The sequence below is a fragment of the Vibrio sp. T11.5 genome (genome assembly GCF_027587155.1).
Classification (GTDB): domain Bacteria; phylum Pseudomonadota; class Gammaproteobacteria; order Enterobacterales; family Vibrionaceae; genus Vibrio; species Vibrio neptunius.
Map to the genome: position 1 here is coordinate 94,416 of NZ_JAPPTP010000012.1, position 18,845 is coordinate 113,260.

General features: G+C 44.8%; 17 protein-coding genes. 14 read left to right on the forward strand and 3 right to left on the reverse strand.

Translation table 11 applies throughout. The features are described from left to right. The first annotated feature begins 96 nt into the window (after window positions 1–96). Window positions 97–408, forward strand: coding sequence for a DUF6482 family protein (locus OH455_RS13680; protein WP_045975358.1), 312 nt, complete (start codon window positions 97–99; stop codon window positions 406–408). Between the two features lies 1 nt (window position 409). On the opposite strand, the gene mutH is transcribed toward OH455_RS13680, so the two are convergent. Next, window positions 410–1,075 (reverse strand): DNA mismatch repair endonuclease MutH, encoded by a 666-nt coding sequence (mutH, locus tag OH455_RS13685; protein WP_206369853.1) that lies wholly within the window; start codon window positions 1,073–1,075, stop codon window positions 410–412. 622 nt (window positions 1,076–1,697) lie between these two features. Here mutH and rppH point away from each other — a divergent pair. Genes rppH through OH455_RS13710 form a run of 5 tightly spaced genes read left to right on the forward strand, consistent with a single transcriptional unit; the run spans window position 1,698 to window position 6,993 of the window. Then, window positions 1,698–2,216 (forward strand): RNA pyrophosphohydrolase, encoded by a 519-nt coding sequence (gene rppH / locus OH455_RS13690; RefSeq protein WP_045975356.1) that lies wholly within the window; start codon window positions 1,698–1,700, stop codon window positions 2,214–2,216. Window positions 2,217–2,218: 2 nt separating this feature from the next. After that, window positions 2,219–4,465: a phosphoenolpyruvate--protein phosphotransferase gene (gene ptsP / locus OH455_RS13695; RefSeq protein ID WP_269981783.1), complete on the forward strand. Its 2,247-nt coding sequence runs from the start codon at window positions 2,219–2,221 to the stop codon at window positions 4,463–4,465. Between the two features lie 8 nt (window positions 4,466–4,473). Further along, on the forward strand, window positions 4,474–5,265 hold the full coding sequence (locus OH455_RS13700; RefSeq protein ID WP_045975354.1) for a sulfite exporter TauE/SafE family protein: 792 nt from the start codon (window positions 4,474–4,476) through the stop codon (window positions 5,263–5,265). Window positions 5,266–5,310: 45 nt separating this feature from the next. Then, complete coding sequence (lgt, locus tag OH455_RS13705; RefSeq protein WP_269981784.1) at window positions 5,311–6,132, forward strand: prolipoprotein diacylglyceryl transferase; 822 nt, start codon at window positions 5,311–5,313, stop codon at window positions 6,130–6,132. A 9-nt stretch (window positions 6,133–6,141) separates the two neighbouring features. Further along, entirely contained in the window at window positions 6,142–6,993 is an 852-nt protein-coding gene (locus tag OH455_RS13710; protein WP_269981785.1) for a thymidylate synthase, read from the forward strand. Window positions 6,994–7,651: 658 nt separating this feature from the next. On the opposite strand, the gene OH455_RS13715 is transcribed toward OH455_RS13710, so the two are convergent. Next, on the reverse strand, window positions 7,652–8,800 hold the full coding sequence (locus OH455_RS13715) for a Na/Pi symporter (protein WP_307777184.1): 1,149 nt from the start codon (window positions 8,798–8,800) through the stop codon (window positions 7,652–7,654). Window positions 8,801–9,202: 402 nt separating this feature from the next. Between OH455_RS13715 and nhaR the strand changes: the two genes are divergently transcribed. Both nhaR and OH455_RS13725 read left to right on the forward strand, forming a co-directional pair. Further along, window positions 9,203–10,093: a transcriptional activator NhaR gene (nhaR, locus tag OH455_RS13720; RefSeq protein ID WP_045975349.1), complete on the forward strand. Its 891-nt coding sequence runs from the start codon at window positions 9,203–9,205 to the stop codon at window positions 10,091–10,093. Window positions 10,094–10,222: 129 nt separating this feature from the next. Beyond that, window positions 10,223–10,528 carry an ArsR/SmtB family transcription factor gene (locus OH455_RS13725; RefSeq protein ID WP_043006907.1) on the forward strand — a complete coding sequence of 102 codons (306 nt, stop codon included), beginning with the start codon at window positions 10,223–10,225 and terminating at the stop codon, window positions 10,526–10,528. 101 nt (window positions 10,529–10,629) lie between these two features. Here OH455_RS13725 and rpsT read toward each other — a convergent pair whose 3' ends face one another. Next, the gene (gene rpsT, locus OH455_RS13730; RefSeq protein ID WP_004410238.1) at window positions 10,630–10,890 is read right to left on the reverse strand and encodes a 30S ribosomal protein S20; all 261 of its coding nucleotides are present in this window, start codon (window positions 10,888–10,890) and stop codon (window positions 10,630–10,632) included. Window positions 10,891–11,150: 260 nt separating this feature from the next. Between rpsT and murJ the strand changes: the two genes are divergently transcribed. The 6 genes from murJ to ispH all read left to right on the forward strand — a co-directional run bounded on the left by murJ (window position 11,151) and on the right by ispH (window position 18,802). Next, the gene (murJ, locus tag OH455_RS13735) at window positions 11,151–12,713 is read left to right on the forward strand and encodes a murein biosynthesis integral membrane protein MurJ (RefSeq protein ID WP_045975348.1); all 1,563 of its coding nucleotides are present in this window, start codon (window positions 11,151–11,153) and stop codon (window positions 12,711–12,713) included. 72 nt (window positions 12,714–12,785) lie between these two features. Beyond that, window positions 12,786–13,721 (forward strand): bifunctional riboflavin kinase/FAD synthetase, encoded by a 936-nt coding sequence (gene ribF, locus OH455_RS13740; RefSeq protein WP_045975347.1) that lies wholly within the window; start codon window positions 12,786–12,788, stop codon window positions 13,719–13,721. A 64-nt stretch (window positions 13,722–13,785) separates the two neighbouring features. Further along, complete coding sequence (gene ileS / locus OH455_RS13745; protein ID WP_269981786.1) at window positions 13,786–16,614, forward strand: isoleucine--tRNA ligase; 2,829 nt, start codon at window positions 13,786–13,788, stop codon at window positions 16,612–16,614. Between the two features lie 136 nt (window positions 16,615–16,750). Then, the gene (lspA, locus tag OH455_RS13750) at window positions 16,751–17,263 is read left to right on the forward strand and encodes a signal peptidase II (RefSeq protein WP_045975345.1); all 513 of its coding nucleotides are present in this window, start codon (window positions 16,751–16,753) and stop codon (window positions 17,261–17,263) included. A 115-nt stretch (window positions 17,264–17,378) separates the two neighbouring features. Further along, window positions 17,379–17,810: an FKBP-type peptidyl-prolyl cis-trans isomerase gene (gene fkpB, locus OH455_RS13755; RefSeq protein WP_206369859.1), complete on the forward strand. Its 432-nt coding sequence runs from the start codon at window positions 17,379–17,381 to the stop codon at window positions 17,808–17,810. A gap of 26 nt (window positions 17,811–17,836) precedes the next feature. Then, window positions 17,837–18,802: a 4-hydroxy-3-methylbut-2-enyl diphosphate reductase gene (gene ispH / locus OH455_RS13760; protein WP_045975343.1), complete on the forward strand. Its 966-nt coding sequence runs from the start codon at window positions 17,837–17,839 to the stop codon at window positions 18,800–18,802. The last annotated feature ends 43 nt before the right edge of the window (window positions 18,803–18,845 follow it).

Below are 18,845 nucleotides of genomic sequence, written 5' to 3' on the forward strand. Positions count from 1 at the left end.
TCTCAATATAGGGCATCGCCACAATAGAAGAAATGGTGCTCGATAACAATTTCGCAAAATTTGCATAGTTAACTAAAATTAAATTGGAGGTGTGCTATGCAAAAAAAACAATTAGATAAATGGATCCATGGACATCACAAAGATAACTACCAACCACCCAAGGTGTTTGTCATTGGTTGTTCAGATCTCTCTCACTACCTTCTCGCAGTGGAGTACAAACATAGACTGGAACCAATCAAAAAAGATGATGAGCCGATTCATTTTGAGTCTCTCGACTCTGTCAAAGAAGAGCTACTACGTTTGGGAGTTGAAAGGGCTTACCTAAGGTTACACAATGCTTATGATGAATGTGGCGCTGGAGATGGTCCACTTTATCATGATGTCGAACTGTCATTAACCACACATTAGATCAAACAAAGTTTTGCTCAAGGATCTGAGCCGTAAATTGAGTTCGAAGATAGAACCCTCGCGGTAATGTCATTATAGGCTTGCCGCTCGCTCCATACGCTTCAGTCAATACTCTGCTATTCGCGGCTTTTGGTCGCAGTTGCAGGACTTCACCATGGCGAGCGGTAATTTGTTCCACGTGTCCTAGCACGATCAATTCCATTAATTCTTCCCAATCCGTTTTGAGCTGCAACTCTTCGTTTTCACTTGGTGACCATATTAAAGGTGATCCTACGCGACGTTCAGCAAGTGGGACCTCACGTTCCCCTTCGACAGGAACCCAAAGCACCCTCGATAGCTTGTTGCGTACGTGACTGGTTTCCCAAGTCAGTCCTTGTACTCCAATCAGTGGAGCGACACAGACAAAGGTGGTTTCCAAAGGTTTGCCCGTATGGCCAATCGGGATCGTTTTGAGTTCAATTCCAAGCTGCTCAAAATCTTGTTGGGGTTTGCTTCCCGCGAGTGCACCTAGGTGCCATTCCAAGAGTTGGCCGACCCATCCTTTATCTCTTTTTAGGTCGGGCGGTACCATTAGGTTTGCCTCATCTGCCAGTTCCTTAAAACTCACGCCAGCAATATCTCTCGCTCGCTTGAGCAATTCGGTTTCTGATTTAGGTTCGGGCTTCATGAGGATCGTCAGGGTGGTCAAACGTTGCCGTTATTGTAGCTGAAATTGATCCAAATGTGACTGGTTGAAAGTGGATATTAGTGTCTAAAAGATCATCAATTAAGGGGTTATCCACAGGTGTTGTTGAGATAAGACGAATTTTTATCAGGAGTGTATGAATAAACAGTGTTTTAAGGCCAATAATTTGCTTGAGTTTTTGGTCATAACTTGCCTTGTTGAGTTGGTGATGTGGATAAAAGTCTGTCTGGTGGATCTTTGACCGATCTGAGTGAGGGGTGTTTTATGGATTGCTATTTTGGCAATTTTTAAAATTCTATTTTTTTATAATCCTGATTTTAAAGATTTTTATTTTATTCTTTTAAAATCTTGTATTAAATGTGATGTTCTCATGGATAAAGAATGATCACTTTCTCTAGGATTCTGCACATGGTTATACACAGAAAAGGTGAATAAATGTGGACTATGTCTCACCTTTGTGTGAATAACCGTGTTTTGGGTTAAAAGTTATCCATAAAGACTGAGTTGCGCCATAATTTACGTATTAGTCACACTAGTAAGTTTGCTACATCTGGGGATATGTGGAAAAATCACTGTAATTAAGAATTTAATTAGAGGTTGGCCAGTGATAGATGGCGATGGTTACCGCTTAAATGTGGGAATTGTAATCTGTAACAACCATGGTCAGGTCTTCTGGGCTAAACGATACGGGCAACATTCATGGCAATTTCCTCAAGGGGGAATGGATGATGGCGAAACTCCTGAACAGGCAATGTTTCGGGAACTATACGAAGAGGTCGGTCTTACTAAAAAAGACGTAAAGATTGTAGCTACTAGCCGTCATTGGTTAAGGTACAAACTACCAAAACGATTAGTGCGCTGGGATTCGAAACCTGTCTGTATCGGACAAAAACAGAAATGGTTCCTTCTTCGTCTGGATTGTGATGAATCACGAATTGATATGCAGCGAGGAAATTCCCCTGAATTTGATGGTTGGCGTTGGGTGAGTTATTGGTATCCAGTCAGGCAAGTCGTGTCCTTTAAGCGAGACGTTTATCGCCGAGCTATGAAGGAATTTGCTTCTGTCGCAATGCCTTTTAAAGAGCGCAAAGCGAAGGGTAAACGCAAGCACAGAAGAGGATAGACATGCTTTCTCAACTAAGGGACATAGTTGAACAGGTATCTAAAGTTGATGATGTGCATCAGGCACTCAGAGTTTTAGTAAAGCAAACATGCAGCGCAATGAACACGGAGTGCTGCACTGTCTATCTTGCGAATGAAGAAATGCAGCGTCTTGAGTTGATGGCAACTCAAGGCTTGCGTTTCAAAGGTAAAAAAATTCATATCAATTTCAGTGAGGGTTTGGTCGGTTTGGTCAAGCGTAGTGCTGAACCCCTCAACCTCGCCGAAGCTTCTCGGCATCCTAGTTTTAAATATTTTTCCCAGTTAGGCGAAGAGGTGTATCAAAGTTTTCTTGGTACTCCGATCATTTATCGCAAGCAAGTGTTAGGGGTGTTGGTTGTACAACAAAAACAGCCTCGTCAGTTTGATGAGATCGAAGAATCTTTTCTAGTAACCTTAGCGGCTCAGCTTGCGGTGATTATTGCGCATGCGCAAACTCAGGGACATTGGCGCTTAGAGAAAAAGCAACACGCAATCAAAGGCATTCCTGCATCTTCTGGTGTTGCTATTGGCGAGTTCTGGTGGGATGACACCCAGCCGGATTTGACAGATGTATATCCAGCATCAACGTTGGACGTTGAGCGTGAACAAGAGTGGCTACTATTAGCGGTTGAAGATGCGTTGAGCGATTTTCGACGGATGCGAAAAAAGCTCGACAGTGAAATCAACAAAGATACATTGGCGATATTTGACCTATTTACACACCTGCTTAATGATCCAATGTTGCGTAAGGACCTAAAAACGCAGATCCAAAAAGGTGATCGCGCTGATTGGGCTCTGAGGCAAGTCGTTGAAAGCTACTCCAATCGATTTGCTCGTATGTCAGATGTTTACCTCAGAGAGCGGGCTCAAGATATAAAAGAATTGGGTCAACGTTTATTGTTTTTTCTCCACAATACCGAGAAAGATAAGCCATCGATTGAAAAGCCTGTGATATTGGTTGTGCGCGAGTTAACGGCAACCTTACTTGCTTCTATTCCTAAGGAAAAGCTCCTTGCGGTCGTTTCTCTTGAAGGGGCAGCAAACTCTCACGCAGCAATTTTGTCTCGTGCTTTGGGTATTCCAGCGGTGATGGGGGTGACACTTAATCCTAAACCGATTAATGGTAAGCGTGGTATCGTTGATGGATACAGCGGAAAGATTTTTGTTTCTCCGGGTAAACAGCTACTCAAAGAGTATCGCGAACTGGCGCATCAAGAGAGTGAGTTGGCGACCATGGTCAACCAGCGAATTCTTGAACCTGCATGCACCAGTGATGATGTGCGTATCGAGGTCTTGCTCAACGCTGGTCTGAGTGCGGATGCGAACATTGCTGTCAATCAAGGGGTCGATGGAGTAGGCCTCTATCGGACCGAGATTTCTTTTTTACTTCAACATCGCTTCCCTTCTGAAGACGAACAAACTCTACAGTATCAATCAGTGCTGAAGACATACCCCGATAAGCGCGTCGTCATGCGCACGCTTGATATTGGTGGAGACAAAGCGCTACCTTATCTGCCTATTGAGGAAGACAACCCTTTTCTCGGTTGGCGTGGTATTCGGTTTACCCTTGATCATCCAGATATATTCCTGATGCAAATTCGCGCTATGATGCGAGCCAGTGCCGAGCATGATAATCTGAGCATTTTGTTGCCAATGGTATCAGGAGCTCAAGAATTGGATGATGCCATTGAGTTGATTGATCGTGCTCATCAAGAAGTCACAGAATTGGATGAGCGAGTGAAAATGCCAGCCATTGGAGTGATGATTGAAGTACCATCGATGATTTATCTCTTGCCGCTGATTGCTGAAAAGGTTGATTTTGTCTCTATTGGTACGAATGATCTGACACAATATTTATTGGCCGTTGATCGTAACAACGCACGGGTTGCTGATGTCTATGAGTCGATGCACCCAGCGGTGATAATGGCACTGGCCCATATCCAACAAACTTGTCAGCAACTGCAACTGCCCGTTTGTATTTGTGGTGAACTGGCAGGTGACCCTATCGGTGCGCTTCTGATGGTTGGGTTGGGCTATCGTAGTTTGAGTATGAACACGTCCAATGTTGCTAAGGTGAAATACTTGCTGCGCCATACCGACAGTAGGGAACTAAGACAACTTGCTGACAATGCTTTAATGCAGCCTTATGGCAATAATATTTATACAATGATGCAAACATTCTTTGAAGAGAAAGGGTTCGCGGGCTTTATCCGCGCAGGTAAACGATAAGGAAAAATGTGAATATTGAATTTTTGGTCTTGCTGCTCCTTCTTGGCAGTGTTGTAGGGGTAATGGCGGGACTTCTTGGCATCGGCGGTGGCTTAATTGTTGTGCCCGCGTTGCTTTTTCTGCTTCCGATGGCAGGTATTGATCCTGCTATCAGCATGCAAATCGCTTTGGCGACTTCTCTTGCTTCTATTATTGTTACCTCTGGTTCCTCTGCACTTAACCATTTTAAACTCGGTAATGTGGATATGTATGTGGTGAAATGGTTGATGCCGGGTGTGGTGGTAGGTGGCTTTCTTGGAGCGAATGTAGCTGAATGGATCCCCTCGCAGTATTTACCTAAAGTGTTCGGTGTTATCGTGTTATGTTTGGCGATACAAATGCTTTTTTCAATTAGGGGGCATAGCCATAGAAGCATGCCTGGCAATGGTGCAACATTGTCGATTGGGACTGGAATTGGCATGGTGTCAAGTCTTGCAGGAATAGGTGGAGGGTCTTTGTCTGTACCATTTTTGAACCGACATGGTATTGAAATGCGTAAAGCGGTTGGTTCTTCATCTGTTTGTGGCTGCTTTATCGCCATTGCTGGTATGATAGGTTTCATCTTCCATGGTTATCAGGCACAATCATTACCATCTTACAGCTTAGGGTATGTCTATGTGCCAGCGCTTATCGCAATTGCGTCGACTTCTATGCTTACGACGCGTATCGGTGCAAAATTAGCTACATCATTACCAACCGCAACATTGAAAAAAATCTTTGCAGTATTTTTACTCTTTGTTGCTGGAACTATGTTGCTGTAACGTACTCTCACCTAATTATCTGAATGCCAAAAGAGTAATAGTTTTATGTCTCAGGGATATCTTGAATTTCCTAATATCGATCCCGTTCTGGTTTCGATTGGTCCACTATCAATTCGCTGGTACGGACTGATGTATTTGGTTGGTTTTGCCTTCGCACTATGGTTAGCGAATCGCCGTGCCGATAAGCCAGACAGTGGATGGACACGAGAACAGGTTTCGGATCTATTGTTCGCAGGTTTTCTTGGTGTTGTGATTGGTGGTCGAGTAGGCTATGTAATTTTCTATAATTTTGACCTATTCCTTCAGGACCCACTTTATTTGTTTAAAGTATGGACTGGTGGAATGTCATTCCACGGTGGTCTATTGGGTGTGATTACGGCGATGTTCTGGTATGCAAAGAAAAATGGACGGACTTTCTTTGGTGTTGCCGACTTTATCGCACCACTTGTGCCATTCGGTCTAGGTATGGGGCGCTTAGGTAACTTTATGAACAGTGAGTTGTGGGGGCGTGTTACTGATGTGCCGTGGGCTATTGTCTTCCCAAATGGCGGTCCTTTGCCTCGCCATCCATCTCAATTGTATGAAATGCTTCTTGAAGGCGTTGTGTTGTTCTTCATTCTTAATTGGTTCATCAAAAAGCCACGTCCTCTAGGTGCGGTTTCAGGGTTATTTTTAGCAGGATATGGTACATTCCGTTTCCTCGTTGAGTACGTACGTGAGCCCGATGCCCATCTTGGTTTATTTGGTGGATTTATCTCAATGGGACAGATCCTCTCTCTACCTATGATTATCGTTGGGCTCCTTATGATGGTATGGGCTTACCAGCGTGGTCATTACAAAGATGAAATCCCACAACAAATGAAGTAAGGAACCGGTGTGAAACAGTATTTAGAACTCTGTCAGCGAATTGTTGAGCAAGGTGAGTGGATTGAAAATGAGCGTACAGGCAAACGCTGCCTGACGGTTATCAACGCTGATCTGATTTACGATGTTGGCAGCAACCAGTTCCCATTAGTGACAACGCGTAAAAGCTTTTGGAAAGCTGCGGTGGCTGAGCTGCTCGGTTACATTCGTGGTTACGACAGTGCGGAAGATTTTCGCCAGCTAGGCACCAAAACCTGGGATGCGAATGCCAACCTCAACGAAGCGTGGCTTAATAATCCTTACCGTAAAGGTGAAGATGATATGGGGCGTGTTTATGGTGTTCAAGGGCGTGCATGGGCTAAACCTGACGGTGGTTATATCGACCAGTTACGCAAGATTGTTGATGATTTAACTCGTGGTGTTGATGATCGTGGCGAAATCCTCAATTTCTACAACCCTGGTGAGTTTCATATGGGGTGTTTACGCCCTTGCATGTATAGTCATCATTTCTCTTTGTTAGGTGATACGCTTTATTTAAACAGCACTCAGCGTTCATGTGATGTGCCTCTTGGTCTGAATTTCAATATGGTTCAGGTTTACGTATTCTTGGCAATCATGGCTCAGATAACAGGCAAAAAGCCGGGATTGGCTTACCACAAGATAGTGAATGCTCATATCTATGAAGATCAACTTGAGTTAATGCGTGATGTACAGTTGAAGCGTGAGCCCTTAGCAGGACCTACGTTCCATATTAACCCTGAGATTAAGTCACTAGAAGATTTGGAAACTTGGGTTACGCTCGATGATTTCTGGGTTGAAGGTTACGAGCACCACGATCCGATCCAGTATCCGTTTTCGGTATAATAAACACAAGTTGTGAAAGAGCCGCCTAGCAAAGGGCGGCTTTTTTGTGAGAGAAGGGAGGCGGGAACGGGCTGCGTCCTGTGGAACGCTTCGCTTTTGGATAGCGGGAACGGACTTCGTCCTATGGATCGCTTCGCTTTTGGAGAGCGGGAACGGGCTGCGCCCTGTGGAACGCTTCGCTTTTGGAGAGCGGGAACGGGCTGCGCCCTGTGGAACGCTTCGCTTTTGGAGAGCGGGAACGGGCTGCGCCCTGTGGAACGCTGCGCTTTTGGATAGCGGGAACGGACTTCGTCCTATGGATCGCTGCGCTTTTGGAGAGCGGGAACGGGCTGCGCCCTGTGGAACGCTTCGCTTTTGGAGAGCGGGAACGGACTTCGTCCAGATTGAGGAGACCAACACCATATTGGGTCATTCCATAGAGTGACGAAGGAGCGAGTAGGGAATCTCTCATGGTTTTCAACTTGCTATAAGAGATCCCCAACTCTCTCGTTCCTCGTTCTTGAGGATGACGGTAATAAAAACAAAAGTATATTGTGCCAACCCTTTAGGTTCTCTCCAGCTCTCCGTAGGGCGAAGCCCGTTCCCATATCCCTCTTCCTAAACGCAAAAAAGCCCGCAACCTAAGTTACGGGCCTTGCATAAGCGATGGTCTTGCCAATTAAGCCGTCAGCGCTAGGATGCTACCTGGTAGTACAAGGAATACTGCAACAAGGTAACCAGCCACTACAGCTTTGTTCTTCACTGCCATATCGGAGATGATGTCTGCAGCTTTAACTGGTAGTTCACGCAAGAACGGAATACCAAAGATAAAGACGGTGGCTAGTATGTTGAATGCCAAGTGCACCAAAGCAATTTGTAGAGCGAACACGGCGAACTCACCTGATGCAGCTGTTGCCGCCAGTAGTGCAGTAATACATGTACCTATGTTTGCACCTAGAGTGAATGGGTATACGTCACGAACTTTCAATACACCCGAGCCAACAAGTGGAACCATTAGGCTGGTGGTTGTTGATGAAGACTGAACCAGTACGGTAACCACAGATCCAGAGAAAATACCGTGAATTGGGCCACGGCCAATTGCGCTCTTTAGAATTTCACGAGCACGGCCAACCATTAAGCTCTTCATCAGTTTGCCCATTACAGTGATAGCGACGAAGATAGTTGCGATACCAAGAACGATAAGTAGCACGCCGCCGACAGTATCACCAAATGTAGCAAGAGGCTCTTTCACGGCGCTTACAACAGGCTTAGTGATTGGTTTAATGAAGTTTAGACCTTTCATACTCATGTCACCAGTTGCTAGGAATGGTGAAACCAACCAGTGAGAAATCTTTTCTAGAATGCCAAACATCATTTCCAGTGGTAGGAAAATAGCAACCGCCAGAAGGTTGAAGAAGTCGTGAATCGTCGCGCTTGCAAACGCACGTTTGAACTCTTCTTTGTTACGAATATGTCCCAGAGAAACCAATGTATTGGTTACCGTAGTGCCGATGTTTGCACCCATGATCATTGGGATCGCGGTTTCCACAGGTAAGCCGCCAGCCACAAGACCAACGATTATAGAGGTCACTGTACTAGAAGACTGAATAAGAGCGGTGGCGACAAGACCGATCATTAGACCTGCGACCGGGTGTGAAGCAAATTCGAACAACACTTTCGCTTGATCGCCTGTTGCCCATTTAAAGCCACTGCCTACCATAGATACTGCTAGAAGCAGTAGATATAACATGAATGCCAAGTTAGCCCAGCGTAACCAGCGAGTTGTGCTCGAGATAGGTGCCGCTGCAGTAGTAGCTTGGTTCATAATTTTTCTCCGTGGACCGTATAAATTTGTATTGGTCGGTTGTTGAAACTGTGGGCGATAGTAGATGGGAAATATTTCATTAATATTACAGTTGTGTGTAATGGATTTTTTTTTATTTGGATATGAAGATTAGCTTTGTGAATTGAGATTTTAACTTGTTTTAAATTATTGAAATATGGTTATTTTTTATATTTTAAAATGTTTTGATAGACTGTGAAAAAGTCGACGAAGTTCACGAAACTCAAGCCTTGTATCAGTCTGTATCAACGTGGATTGTCATAATTCGCTTCTTTTTTTTCGGTAAAATTGATTTTTATTGATGAAAAGTTAAGTTTTTCCGAATTATTGTGGTGATTTAAAGCTTCTGCTATAAACATAGCCATATGTAATACAGAGAAAATTTTCATGTCGCACTTAAACTACAACCATCTATATTACTTTTGGATGGTGTGTAAACAAGGCTCAGTGACCAAAGCTGCCGATGCGCTGTTTCTGACCCCTCAGACTGTAACAGGGCAGATCAAGGCGCTTGAAGAGCGAATGGATGGGAAGTTGACTAAAAGGAATGGCCGAAGTATTGAGCCGACAGAACTTGGCCAACTGGTGTTTAAATATGCGGATCGCATGTTTGGTTTGAGCTACGAAATGCTGGATATTGTCAACTATAGCCAGCGCTCAAATATCCTGTTTGATGTCGGTGTCGCGGATGCTTTATCAAAGCGGCTAGTCAGTAAAATTTTGATGACCACAGTACCTCCTGACAACAGTATCCATTTACGCTGTTTTGAATCGACCCATGAGATGTTACTTGAGCAGTTGTCTCAGCATAAACTGGATATGATTTTGTCCGATTGCCCAGTCGACTCCAGTCAAAGCCCAGGTTTGTACAGTAAAAAGTTAGGTGAGTGCAATATGAGTTTCTTCTCTAGTAGCAGCGTTGCACAAGCCACATTTCCTTCAGTGCTTGAGCAACGGAAATTGTTGATACCTGGCAGCCGAACCGCAATGGGACGAAAAGTTCTCCAATGGTTTGATCGACAAGGGCTTCAACCGAACGTTCTTGGGGAGTTTGATGATGTCGCTCTAATGAAATCTTTCGCGCGCTATCACCATGATGTTATTTTTCTCGCCCCTTCTTTATATTTATCAGAAGTAGAAAGTGACTTGCCTTTGCAGTTGATTGGTCATATTGATGAACTTAAAGAGGAATACTACGTTATTTTCGCCGAAAGAATGATTCAACACCCTGCTGTGAAGAACGTCTGTGATGCAGACTTCACGAATCTCTTTCAGTGAACACTTTTTTTTGATTTCTACAAATAGATTACTGAGTGCAAATAGATTAGTATCAGCTATAAATGTATCAATTTATAAATTGCAGGCTGAGATTTGTTGATGTTTTGTTGTTTCAAGGGGTACTAGCCGATGAACTTACAAGAAATGGAAAAGAATTCTGCCAAAGCGGTGGTGCTACTTAAAGCGATGGCGAATGAGAGACGTTTGCAGATTTTATGTTTGTTGCATAACCAAGAACTCTCTGTTGGGGAGTTATGTAGCAAATTGGAGCTGAGTCAGTCTGCTTTATCGCAACACCTAGCATGGTTACGCCGTGATGGCTTGGTTAATACACGTAAAGAAGCACAAACGGTGTTTTATACGTTAAGTAGCGAAGAAGTGAAATCAATGATCCACTTGCTACACAGCCTATACTGCAGCGAAGTAATGGACTGATGATTCATTGTGGTTAGAGCTGAAATGCTCACTGCTTGATGTGGAGATATAAAAAAACCGGCTTGAGCCGGTTTTTTTTTCACTGATAAATCAGAGTTCTATTAAAGCGCTTTGATTGCAGCAGCGAAACGAGACTTATGACGTGCAGCTTTATTCTTGTGAATAAGGCCTTTAGTCGCCATGCGGTCTAGGATTGGTGTAACTGTAGCAAACGCTTCAGTTGCAGCAGCTTTGTCGCCTGCTTCGATAGCAGCAACAGTTTTCTTCATGTAAGTGCGCATCATTGAACGACGGCTAGCATTGTGCTGGCGACGTTTCTCAGCTTGGATAGCGCGCTTCTTAGCAGATTTACTATTTGCCAAGGGTCTAACTCCCAAAAACTTAGGTTCGGTGACAATTTAAGGGCGAGGAATATCCCTCATTTACGCTCAAATGTCAAATGATTTGTGTAAAAACCAATCGGGGCCAAACAAATTTTGGATTAGATAGGTCTTCACGGTTAAGATGGCGGGGATTCTATCAGTATTTTTTTTTCATTGCTAATACTAATCTGCTCTAGCCCTGACATTCCTGTCATAGAGTAGAGCTCTATTGAAAGTATTGCAGGATTCCCGAGGTAGCTGTGAGTAAACGTCTGCTCAAGTCAGGCATGATTGTTAGTGCTATGACTTTGATTTCTCGTGTGCTTGGTTTAGTGCGCGATGTAGTAGTGGCGAATTTGATGGGGGCGGGCGCTAGTGCTGACGTCTTCTTTTTTGCCAATAAAATTCCAAATTTCTTACGCCGTTTGTTTGCTGAAGGGGCGTTTTCTCAGGCGTTTGTACCTGTATTGACGGAGTACCATGCCGCAGGCGATATGGATAAGACCCGTCAGTTGATTGCCAGAGCAGCGGGTACTTTAGGCGTGCTTGTTTCTATAGTTACAATCCTAGGCGTTTTAGGCTCTGGTGTGGTCACGGCACTGTTTGGCTTTGGCTGGTTTCTTGACTGGATGAACGGGGGGCCATCGGCTGAAAAGTTTGAGCTGGCGAGCTTCATTCTCAAAATTACCTTTCCTTACTTATGGTTTATTACTTTTGTCGCGTTATCTGGTGCGATTCTCAATACCATGGGTAAATTTGCGGTGTCGTCTTTCACACCAGTCTTTCTCAACGTCATGATCATCCTCTCGGCATGGTTTATTTCGCCGAATATAGCTCAACCTGAAATTGGTCTTGCTATTGGGGTATTTCTTGGCGGTTTGGTTCAGTTCTTTTTTCAGATCCCTTTCCTTATTAAAGCTGGCGTCATGGTCAAGCCTCAATGGGGATGGCGTGATCCTGGGGTAGTGAAAATCCGCACCCTAATGATTCCAGCTTTGTTCGGTGTATCGGTCAGCCAAATCAATTTGCTGTTTGATACCTTTATTGCCAGCTTCCTTCAAACGGGCTCTATCAGTTGGCTCTATTATTCTGACCGTCTATTGGAATTTCCGCTTGGCTTGTTTGGTATTGCTATTGCAACGGTCATTTTGCCAGCCCTATCACGTAAACATGTGGATTCCCATAGTGACGGTTTTTCACATACTATGGATTGGGGAGTCCGCATGGTGACATTGCTCGGTATTCCCGCGATGCTCGGTTTAATGGTGTTGGCAAAGCCTATGCTGATGGTGCTATTCATGCGCGGTGAGTTCAGCCCACAGGACGTTCACTTTGCTTCGATGTCTCTGGTAGCCTATGCCTCTGGCTTGCTCAACTTTATGTTGATCAAAGTGCTTGCGCCGGGATATTACTCTCGCCAAGACACGAAAACACCAGTCAAATATGGCATTATCGCCATGGTGACCAATATGGTCTTTAACGCCATTTTTGCTTGGTTCTATGGCTATGTTGGTTTGGCAATCGCAACAGCATTATCAGCGTTTGTTAATATGTCTTTATTGTACCGAGGCTTACATATGGCTGGTGTTTACAAGCTAACGCGCCGCACGGTTTTTTTTGTGATTAAGCTTGCTGTTTCAGGAGGACTGATGGTAGCAGCAATTCTTTGGCAGTTAGAAGATATGTCGGTGTGGTTGACTTGGAGCTTGTTTGAACGAGTGATGTCGCTGATAGCTTTGATTGGATTAGGTGCAGGTGTTTACGTGATATCGCTCATCATCATGGGTGTGCGCTTAAAAGATTTAAAAGCAGCGACAGAATAAGTAGGATTAGTATATAATCCGTCGGTTTCACGCTTTGCTAATAATAAAAGAGACAGGAATTAGAAGCTGCCAATGGAATTGATCCGAGGTATTCACAATATCAAAGCACACCATTCTGGGTGTGTCCTGACGATAGGAAACTTCGACGGTGTGCATTTGGGTCACCAAGCAGTGCTGCGTCAAGTGTCTGAGCAGGCAGCTAAATTAGGTTTACCTGCCACGGTCATGACTTTTGAACCTCAGCCTTTGGAATTATTTGCAAAAGAGAAAGCACCAGCGCGATTAACTCGGTTAAGAGACAAGTTTGTTCAACTGAGAAAATTGAACATAGAACGCTTACTTTGTGTGAATTTCAACAAGCGCTTTGCTAATCAGACTCCGGACGAGTTTATTAGCGACTTGTTGGTGAAGCGATTGGGTGTTAAGTTTCTCGTCGTTGGTGATGATTTCTGCTTTGGAAAAGGCCGTAAAGGCAATTTCCAAATGCTCAAAGAGGCTGGTAAAAAACATGGCTTTGAGGTCGTCAGTACACAAAGTTTCTGTCTTGAGCAATTGCGTGTCAGCAGTACTGCGATACGCGAAGCATTGGCAAGCGATGAGGTAAACTCAGCAGCAGAAATGCTGGGTCGAAATTACAGCATCAGTGGCCGAGTATCACACGGTCGTAAGTTAGGAAGAACGATTGGTTTTCCTACCGCGAATATCCCACTGAAGCGTTGCGTGTCACCTGTATCGGGCGTTTACGTCGTTGAGGCTTTAGGCCTTGGAGATAAACCGATTGGGGGCGTAGCAAATATTGGCAACCGACCGACCGTGAACGGGGTCCGCCAGCAACTAGAAGTCCATTTATTTGACTTCCAAGCCAATTTATATGGCAAGCAGCTAGAAATCGTACTAATACATAAGCTTCGTGATGAGCATAAATTTGACTCATTTGAAGCATTGAAACAACAAATTGAATTGGATGCTGAAGCAGCAAGGGTGTGGCTGCGTCAGCGTAATCGCTAAACGGTCTAGTCCACCGTTTGGCATAATGTCTAACATTCGCCCAACACAACGGAATTAAGAATCGATGAGTGAGTATAAAGATACCCTGAACCTTCCTGAAACAGGGTTTCCGATGCGCGGCAATCTGGCGAACCGCGAGCCAGAAATGCTTAAGCGTTGGTATAAAGAAGACCTTTACGGTGAAATCCGTAAAGCGAAGAAAGGCAAAAAATCTTTCGTTCTACACGATGGCCCTCCATACGCCAACGGTGACATTCATATTGGTCACGCACTAAACAAGATTCTTAAAGACATTATTATTAAATCCAAAACACTTTCAGGTTTTGATGCTCCTTACATTCCTGGCTGGGACTGCCACGGTCTACCTATTGAATTAATGGTAGAGAAAAAGGTTGGTAAGCCGGGTCAAAAAGTGACAGCGGCTGAGTTCCGTCAGAAATGTCGTGATTATGCTGCTGGCCAGGTTGAAGGTCAAAAAGAGAGTTTCAAACGCCTAGGTATTATGGGTGAGTGGGACAAGCCTTACCGTACTATGGATTTTGCGACTGAAGCAAACATCATTCGAGCTTTAGGTAAGATTGCTGATAATGGTCACCTACTTAAAGGTTTCAAGCCTGTTCACTGGTGTACAGACTGTGGCTCTGCACTTGCCGAAGCAGAAGTAGAGTACAAAGATAAAGTTTCTCCATCTATCGACGTACGCTTTAAAGCGGCCGATGAAGCAGCGCTTCTATCTAAGTTCTCATTGAACGAAGGTCATGAAGGCGAAGGCGATATCTCAATCGTTATCTGGACAACTACACCATGGACACTGCCAGCAAACCGCGCAGTATGTCTACGTGATGATCTAGAGTACGTATTAATCCAAGTAGAAGGTGAGTCGAAAGAACGTATCATCGTTGCTTCTGAGCTAGCGAAAGATGTGATGGATCGTGCGGGTATCGAGCACTTCCATAACCTTGGCTTTGCAAAAGGTAGCGACCTTGAGCTATCTCAGTTTAATCACCCATTCTATGACTTCACAGTTCCTGCGATCCTTGGCGATCACGTAACCACTGACTCTGGTACTGGTGTGGTTCACACAGCACCTGGTCACGGTCAAGAAGACTTTGCAGTCGGTAACAAATACAACCTAGAAGTGGCTAACCCAGTCGGTTCAAACGGTGTTTACCTGCCGGATACAGAGCTATTTGCTGGCCAACACGTATTCAAGGCTAATGATGCAGTAGTGGAAACGCTAAAAGAGAAAGGCGCGCTGCTACATCACCACGCTTACGAGCATAGCTACCCGCATTGTTGGAGACACAAAACTCCAATCATCTTCCGTGCAACACCACAGTGGTTCGTCTCAATGGATCAAGCTGGCCTACGTGCAAAAGCACTAGAGTCAATTAAAGGTGTTGAGTGGATGCCAGAGTGGGGCCAAAGCCGCATCGAAGGTATGATTGAAGGTCGCCCAGAGTGGTGTATCTCTCGTCAACGTACTTGGGGTGTGCCAATCGCTCTATTCGTTCATAAAGAAACGGCAGAGCTTCATCCAAACACTTTAGAACTGATTGAGAAAGTGGCTCAGCTAGTTGAAGAGAAAGGCATTCAAGCTTGGTGGGATCTAGAAATCTCTGACCTACTAGCTGAAGAGGCCGATAAGTACGAGAAAGTACTTGATACGCTAGACGTATGGTTCGACTCAGGTGTGACGCACTACTCAGTGGTTGATGCTCGTGAAGAGTACAACGGCGCGTCGGCAGATCTATACCTAGAAGGCTCTGACCAACACCGTGGCTGGTTCCAGTCTTCACTCATTTCATCTATCGCGATGAAAGACGAAGCGCCATACAAGCAAGTGCTTACTCACGGTTTCGTGGTTGACGGTCAAGGCCGTAAGATGTCGAAATCTATCGGAAACGTAGTTGCGCCAAAAGATGTAACTAATAAGCTAGGTGCAGATATCCTGCGTCTATGGGTTGCTTCAACTGACTACACTGGTGAAGTTGCGGTTTCTGATGAAATCCTAAAACGCTCTGCAGATGCGTATCGTCGAATCCGCAACACCGCGCGTTTCTTCCTTGCTAACCTAAGCGGCTTTAACCCAGCAACGGATCTCGTTCCTGCTGAAGAAATGGTGGCTCTAGACCGTTGGGCTGTAGGTCGTGCACTAGCTGCACAAGAAGAGATCGTTAAAGCTTACGGTGAGTACAACACTCACGCAGTAACACAGCGCTTAATGCAGTTCTGTTCTATCGAAATGGGCTCATTCTACCTAGACGTAATTAAAGACCGTCAGTACACAGCGAAACTTGGTGGCCACGCTCAACGTAGCTGTCAGACAGCGCTTTACTACATCGTAGAAGCGCTTGTTCGTTGGATGGCACCAATCATGTCGTTCACTGCAGACGAGATCTGGAACGAGATGCCAGGCGAGCGCGATAAGTTTGTCTTCACAGGCGAGTGGTACCAGGGTCTGTTCGGTTTAGAGGAAGGCGAAGAGCTGAACAACGAATTCTGGGCTGAAATCCAAGCGGTTCGTGGTGGTGTAAACAAACTGCTAGAAGACGCTCGTAAAGAGAAGACAATTGGTGGCTCTCTGCAAGCAGAAGTGACGCTTTACGCTGATGATGCACTAGCGGCCAAGCTAAGCAAGCTGGAAGATGAGCTACGCTTTGCACTACTAACTTCAGCAGCGGTTGTTAAGCCTCTAAGCGAGAAGTCAGAAGCGGCGCAAGCAACAGATGTCGAAGGCCTATTTGTTGAAGTGAAAGCAACTGAAAACGAGAAGTGCGACCGCTGCTGGCACCACACTCCAGATGTTGGCACAATCGAAGGTCACGAGAAGATCTGTGGCCGTTGTGTGTCTAACGTTGATGGTGAAGGCGAAGTACGCAAATTCGCTTAATTGTTCGTCATTCTTGGTGTTGTAGCCGAGTAAATTTGTCGCTTTGCTACAACACCAATATTTAGAGCAATCAGAAGTTGAACTTTATTGAAAATTCATAGCCCCAGTATCTACTGGGGCTACTTTTAGGAACTGTATGAGCGAACAAGCATTTACTTTAAAGCAATCAGGCGTGCGTTGGTTGTGGCTAGCATTGGTTATCTTTCTAGCAGATATAGGCATTAAGCTGTTTGTGATGGATAATATGGGTTATGGCTGGACCAACCGCATCGAGGTGTTGCCTTTCTTTAATCTGCTTTATGTACATAACTACGGAGCTGCATTTAGTTTCCTGAGTGATCAGGCCGGCTGGCAACGTTGGTTATTTACCGGTATCGCTTTTGCCGTAACCGCTATGCTGACTTACTGGATGAGTAAACTGCCAGCAAAAGAGAAATGGAACAATGTGGCTTATGCCATGATCATCGGTGGTGCAGTGGGTAACGTATTTGATCGTGTAGTACACGGTTATGTTGTCGATTACTTAGACTTTTTCTGGGGTAACTACCACTGGCCAGCATTTAATTTGGCTGACAGCACCATTTGTATTGGCGCTGCAATGATTATCCTTGACGGATTTCGTAAAAAAGGCGCTGGAACCGAAGCGTAAGCCCATAATGATCGAATAACCCTAAGCGCTGTCTGTTGATTCAGAGAGCGCTTTTTAATATAACGAAGCCTCTATTGAATAGAAGCCAATCTCTCCAATAACAAGGAAACGTATTGTGACCACTATTGTCCAGGAATCCGCAGTAACGCTGCATTTTACTATCAAACTTAAAGATGGCTCTGTTGCTGATAGCACGCATAACATGGGTAAGCCTGCTAAGCTCGTGATTGGTGATGGCAGCCTAAGTGAAAACTTTGAGCAATGCTTGCTAGGACTTGAAGTAGGTGAGAAAAAGGCGATTGAACTGAAAGCAGAAGATGCCTTTGGCGCTCCGAACCCAGACAATGTGCATCATATGGATCGTGCAAGATTTGTCGGTGATGCAGAAGTTGAAGTGGGAACCATCATGGCTTTCTCTGGCCCTGATGGTATGGAAATACCTGGAATTATTACCGAAATTGCGGGTGATTCAGTGACAGTGGATTTCAACCACCCTCTAGCAGGGCAAGATGTGACTTTTGAAGTTGAAATTTTGTCAGTAGAATAGCCGCCTGAAGCGATAAAATAATCACTATGAGCAATGAAATGAAAATTCTTTTAGCCAACCCACGTGGCTTCTGTGCAGGTGTTGATCGTGCGATCAGCATTGTCGAACGTGCATTGGAAATGTATCAACCACCGATTTATGTTCGTCATGAAGTCGTGCACAACCGATTTGTGGTCGAAGGCCTCAAACAAAGAGGTGCTATCTTTGTCGAAGAGCTTCATGAAGTCCCTGATGACAATATTGTGATTTTCTCTGCTCATGGTGTGTCTCAGGCTGTACGCAAAGAAGCGAAAGAACGTGACTTGACCGTTTTTGATGCAACTTGTCCACTTGTGACTAAAGTCCATATGGAAGTGGCTCGTGCAAGCCGCCGTCATATGGAAGTGGTTTTGATTGGTCATGCTGGGCATCCTGAAGTAGAAGGTACAATGGGCCAGTATGCCAGTGAGCAAGGTGGTATGTACCTAGTTGAGACGCCAACAGATGTGGTTACTCTCAAAGCGAAAGTCAAAGATCCGAGCAACCTTCACTATGTAAGTCAGACAACATTGTCGGTAGATGAAACTGCAGATGTGATTAACGAACTTCGACGTGTGTTCCCTGAAATTCAGGGCCCACGTAAAGACGATATTTGTTATGCCACGCAGAATCGTCAGGATGCGGTGCGCGAGATGGCAACGGACGTTGATGTTGTGATTGTTGTCGGTTCTAAGAATTCATCTAACTCGACTCGTCTGAAAGAGCTGGCTGAGAAGCTAGGTACTCCAGGGTATCTAACAGATTGCCCGGAAGACATTCAACCAGAGTGGTTTAACGATAAAGTAAAAGTGGGTGTAACGGCGGGAGCATCCGCGCCAGAAGAGCTGGTTAATCAGATTTTGGAACGCATCAAAGAGCTCGCTGGCACCCGTTCAGTAGAAGAAGTTCTAGGTCGTGAAGAAAACATGTTCTTTGAAGTACCAAAAGAGTTACAAATTAAACAAGTTGACTAGCGATTTGAAAGGATAAAAAGGCGACATTAAGTCGTCTTTTTTA

What these genes read in the sequence shown, in the direction of transcription:
- OH455_RS13680 (WP_045975358.1), top strand. Translation starts at nt 97, where the DNA reads ATGCAAAAAAAACAATTAGATAAATGGATCCATGGACATCACAAAGAT.
- mutH (WP_206369853.1), bottom strand. Translation starts at nt 1,075, where the DNA reads ATGAAGCCCGAACCTAAATCAGAAACCGAATTGCTCAAGCGAGCGAGA.
- ptsP (WP_269981783.1), top strand. Translation starts at nt 2,219, where the DNA reads ATGCTTTCTCAACTAAGGGACATAGTTGAACAGGTATCTAAAGTTGAT.
- lgt (WP_269981784.1), top strand. Translation starts at nt 5,311, where the DNA reads ATGTCTCAGGGATATCTTGAATTTCCTAATATCGATCCCGTTCTGGTT.
- nhaR (WP_045975349.1), top strand. Translation starts at nt 9,203, where the DNA reads ATGTCGCACTTAAACTACAACCATCTATATTACTTTTGGATGGTGTGT.
- OH455_RS13725 (WP_043006907.1), top strand. Translation starts at nt 10,223, where the DNA reads ATGAACTTACAAGAAATGGAAAAGAATTCTGCCAAAGCGGTGGTGCTA.
- ribF (WP_045975347.1), top strand. Translation starts at nt 12,786, where the DNA reads ATGGAATTGATCCGAGGTATTCACAATATCAAAGCACACCATTCTGGG.
- ileS (WP_269981786.1), top strand. Translation starts at nt 13,786, where the DNA reads ATGAGTGAGTATAAAGATACCCTGAACCTTCCTGAAACAGGGTTTCCG.
- lspA (WP_045975345.1), top strand. Translation starts at nt 16,751, where the DNA reads ATGAGCGAACAAGCATTTACTTTAAAGCAATCAGGCGTGCGTTGGTTG.
- ispH (WP_045975343.1), top strand. Translation starts at nt 17,837, where the DNA reads ATGAGCAATGAAATGAAAATTCTTTTAGCCAACCCACGTGGCTTCTGT.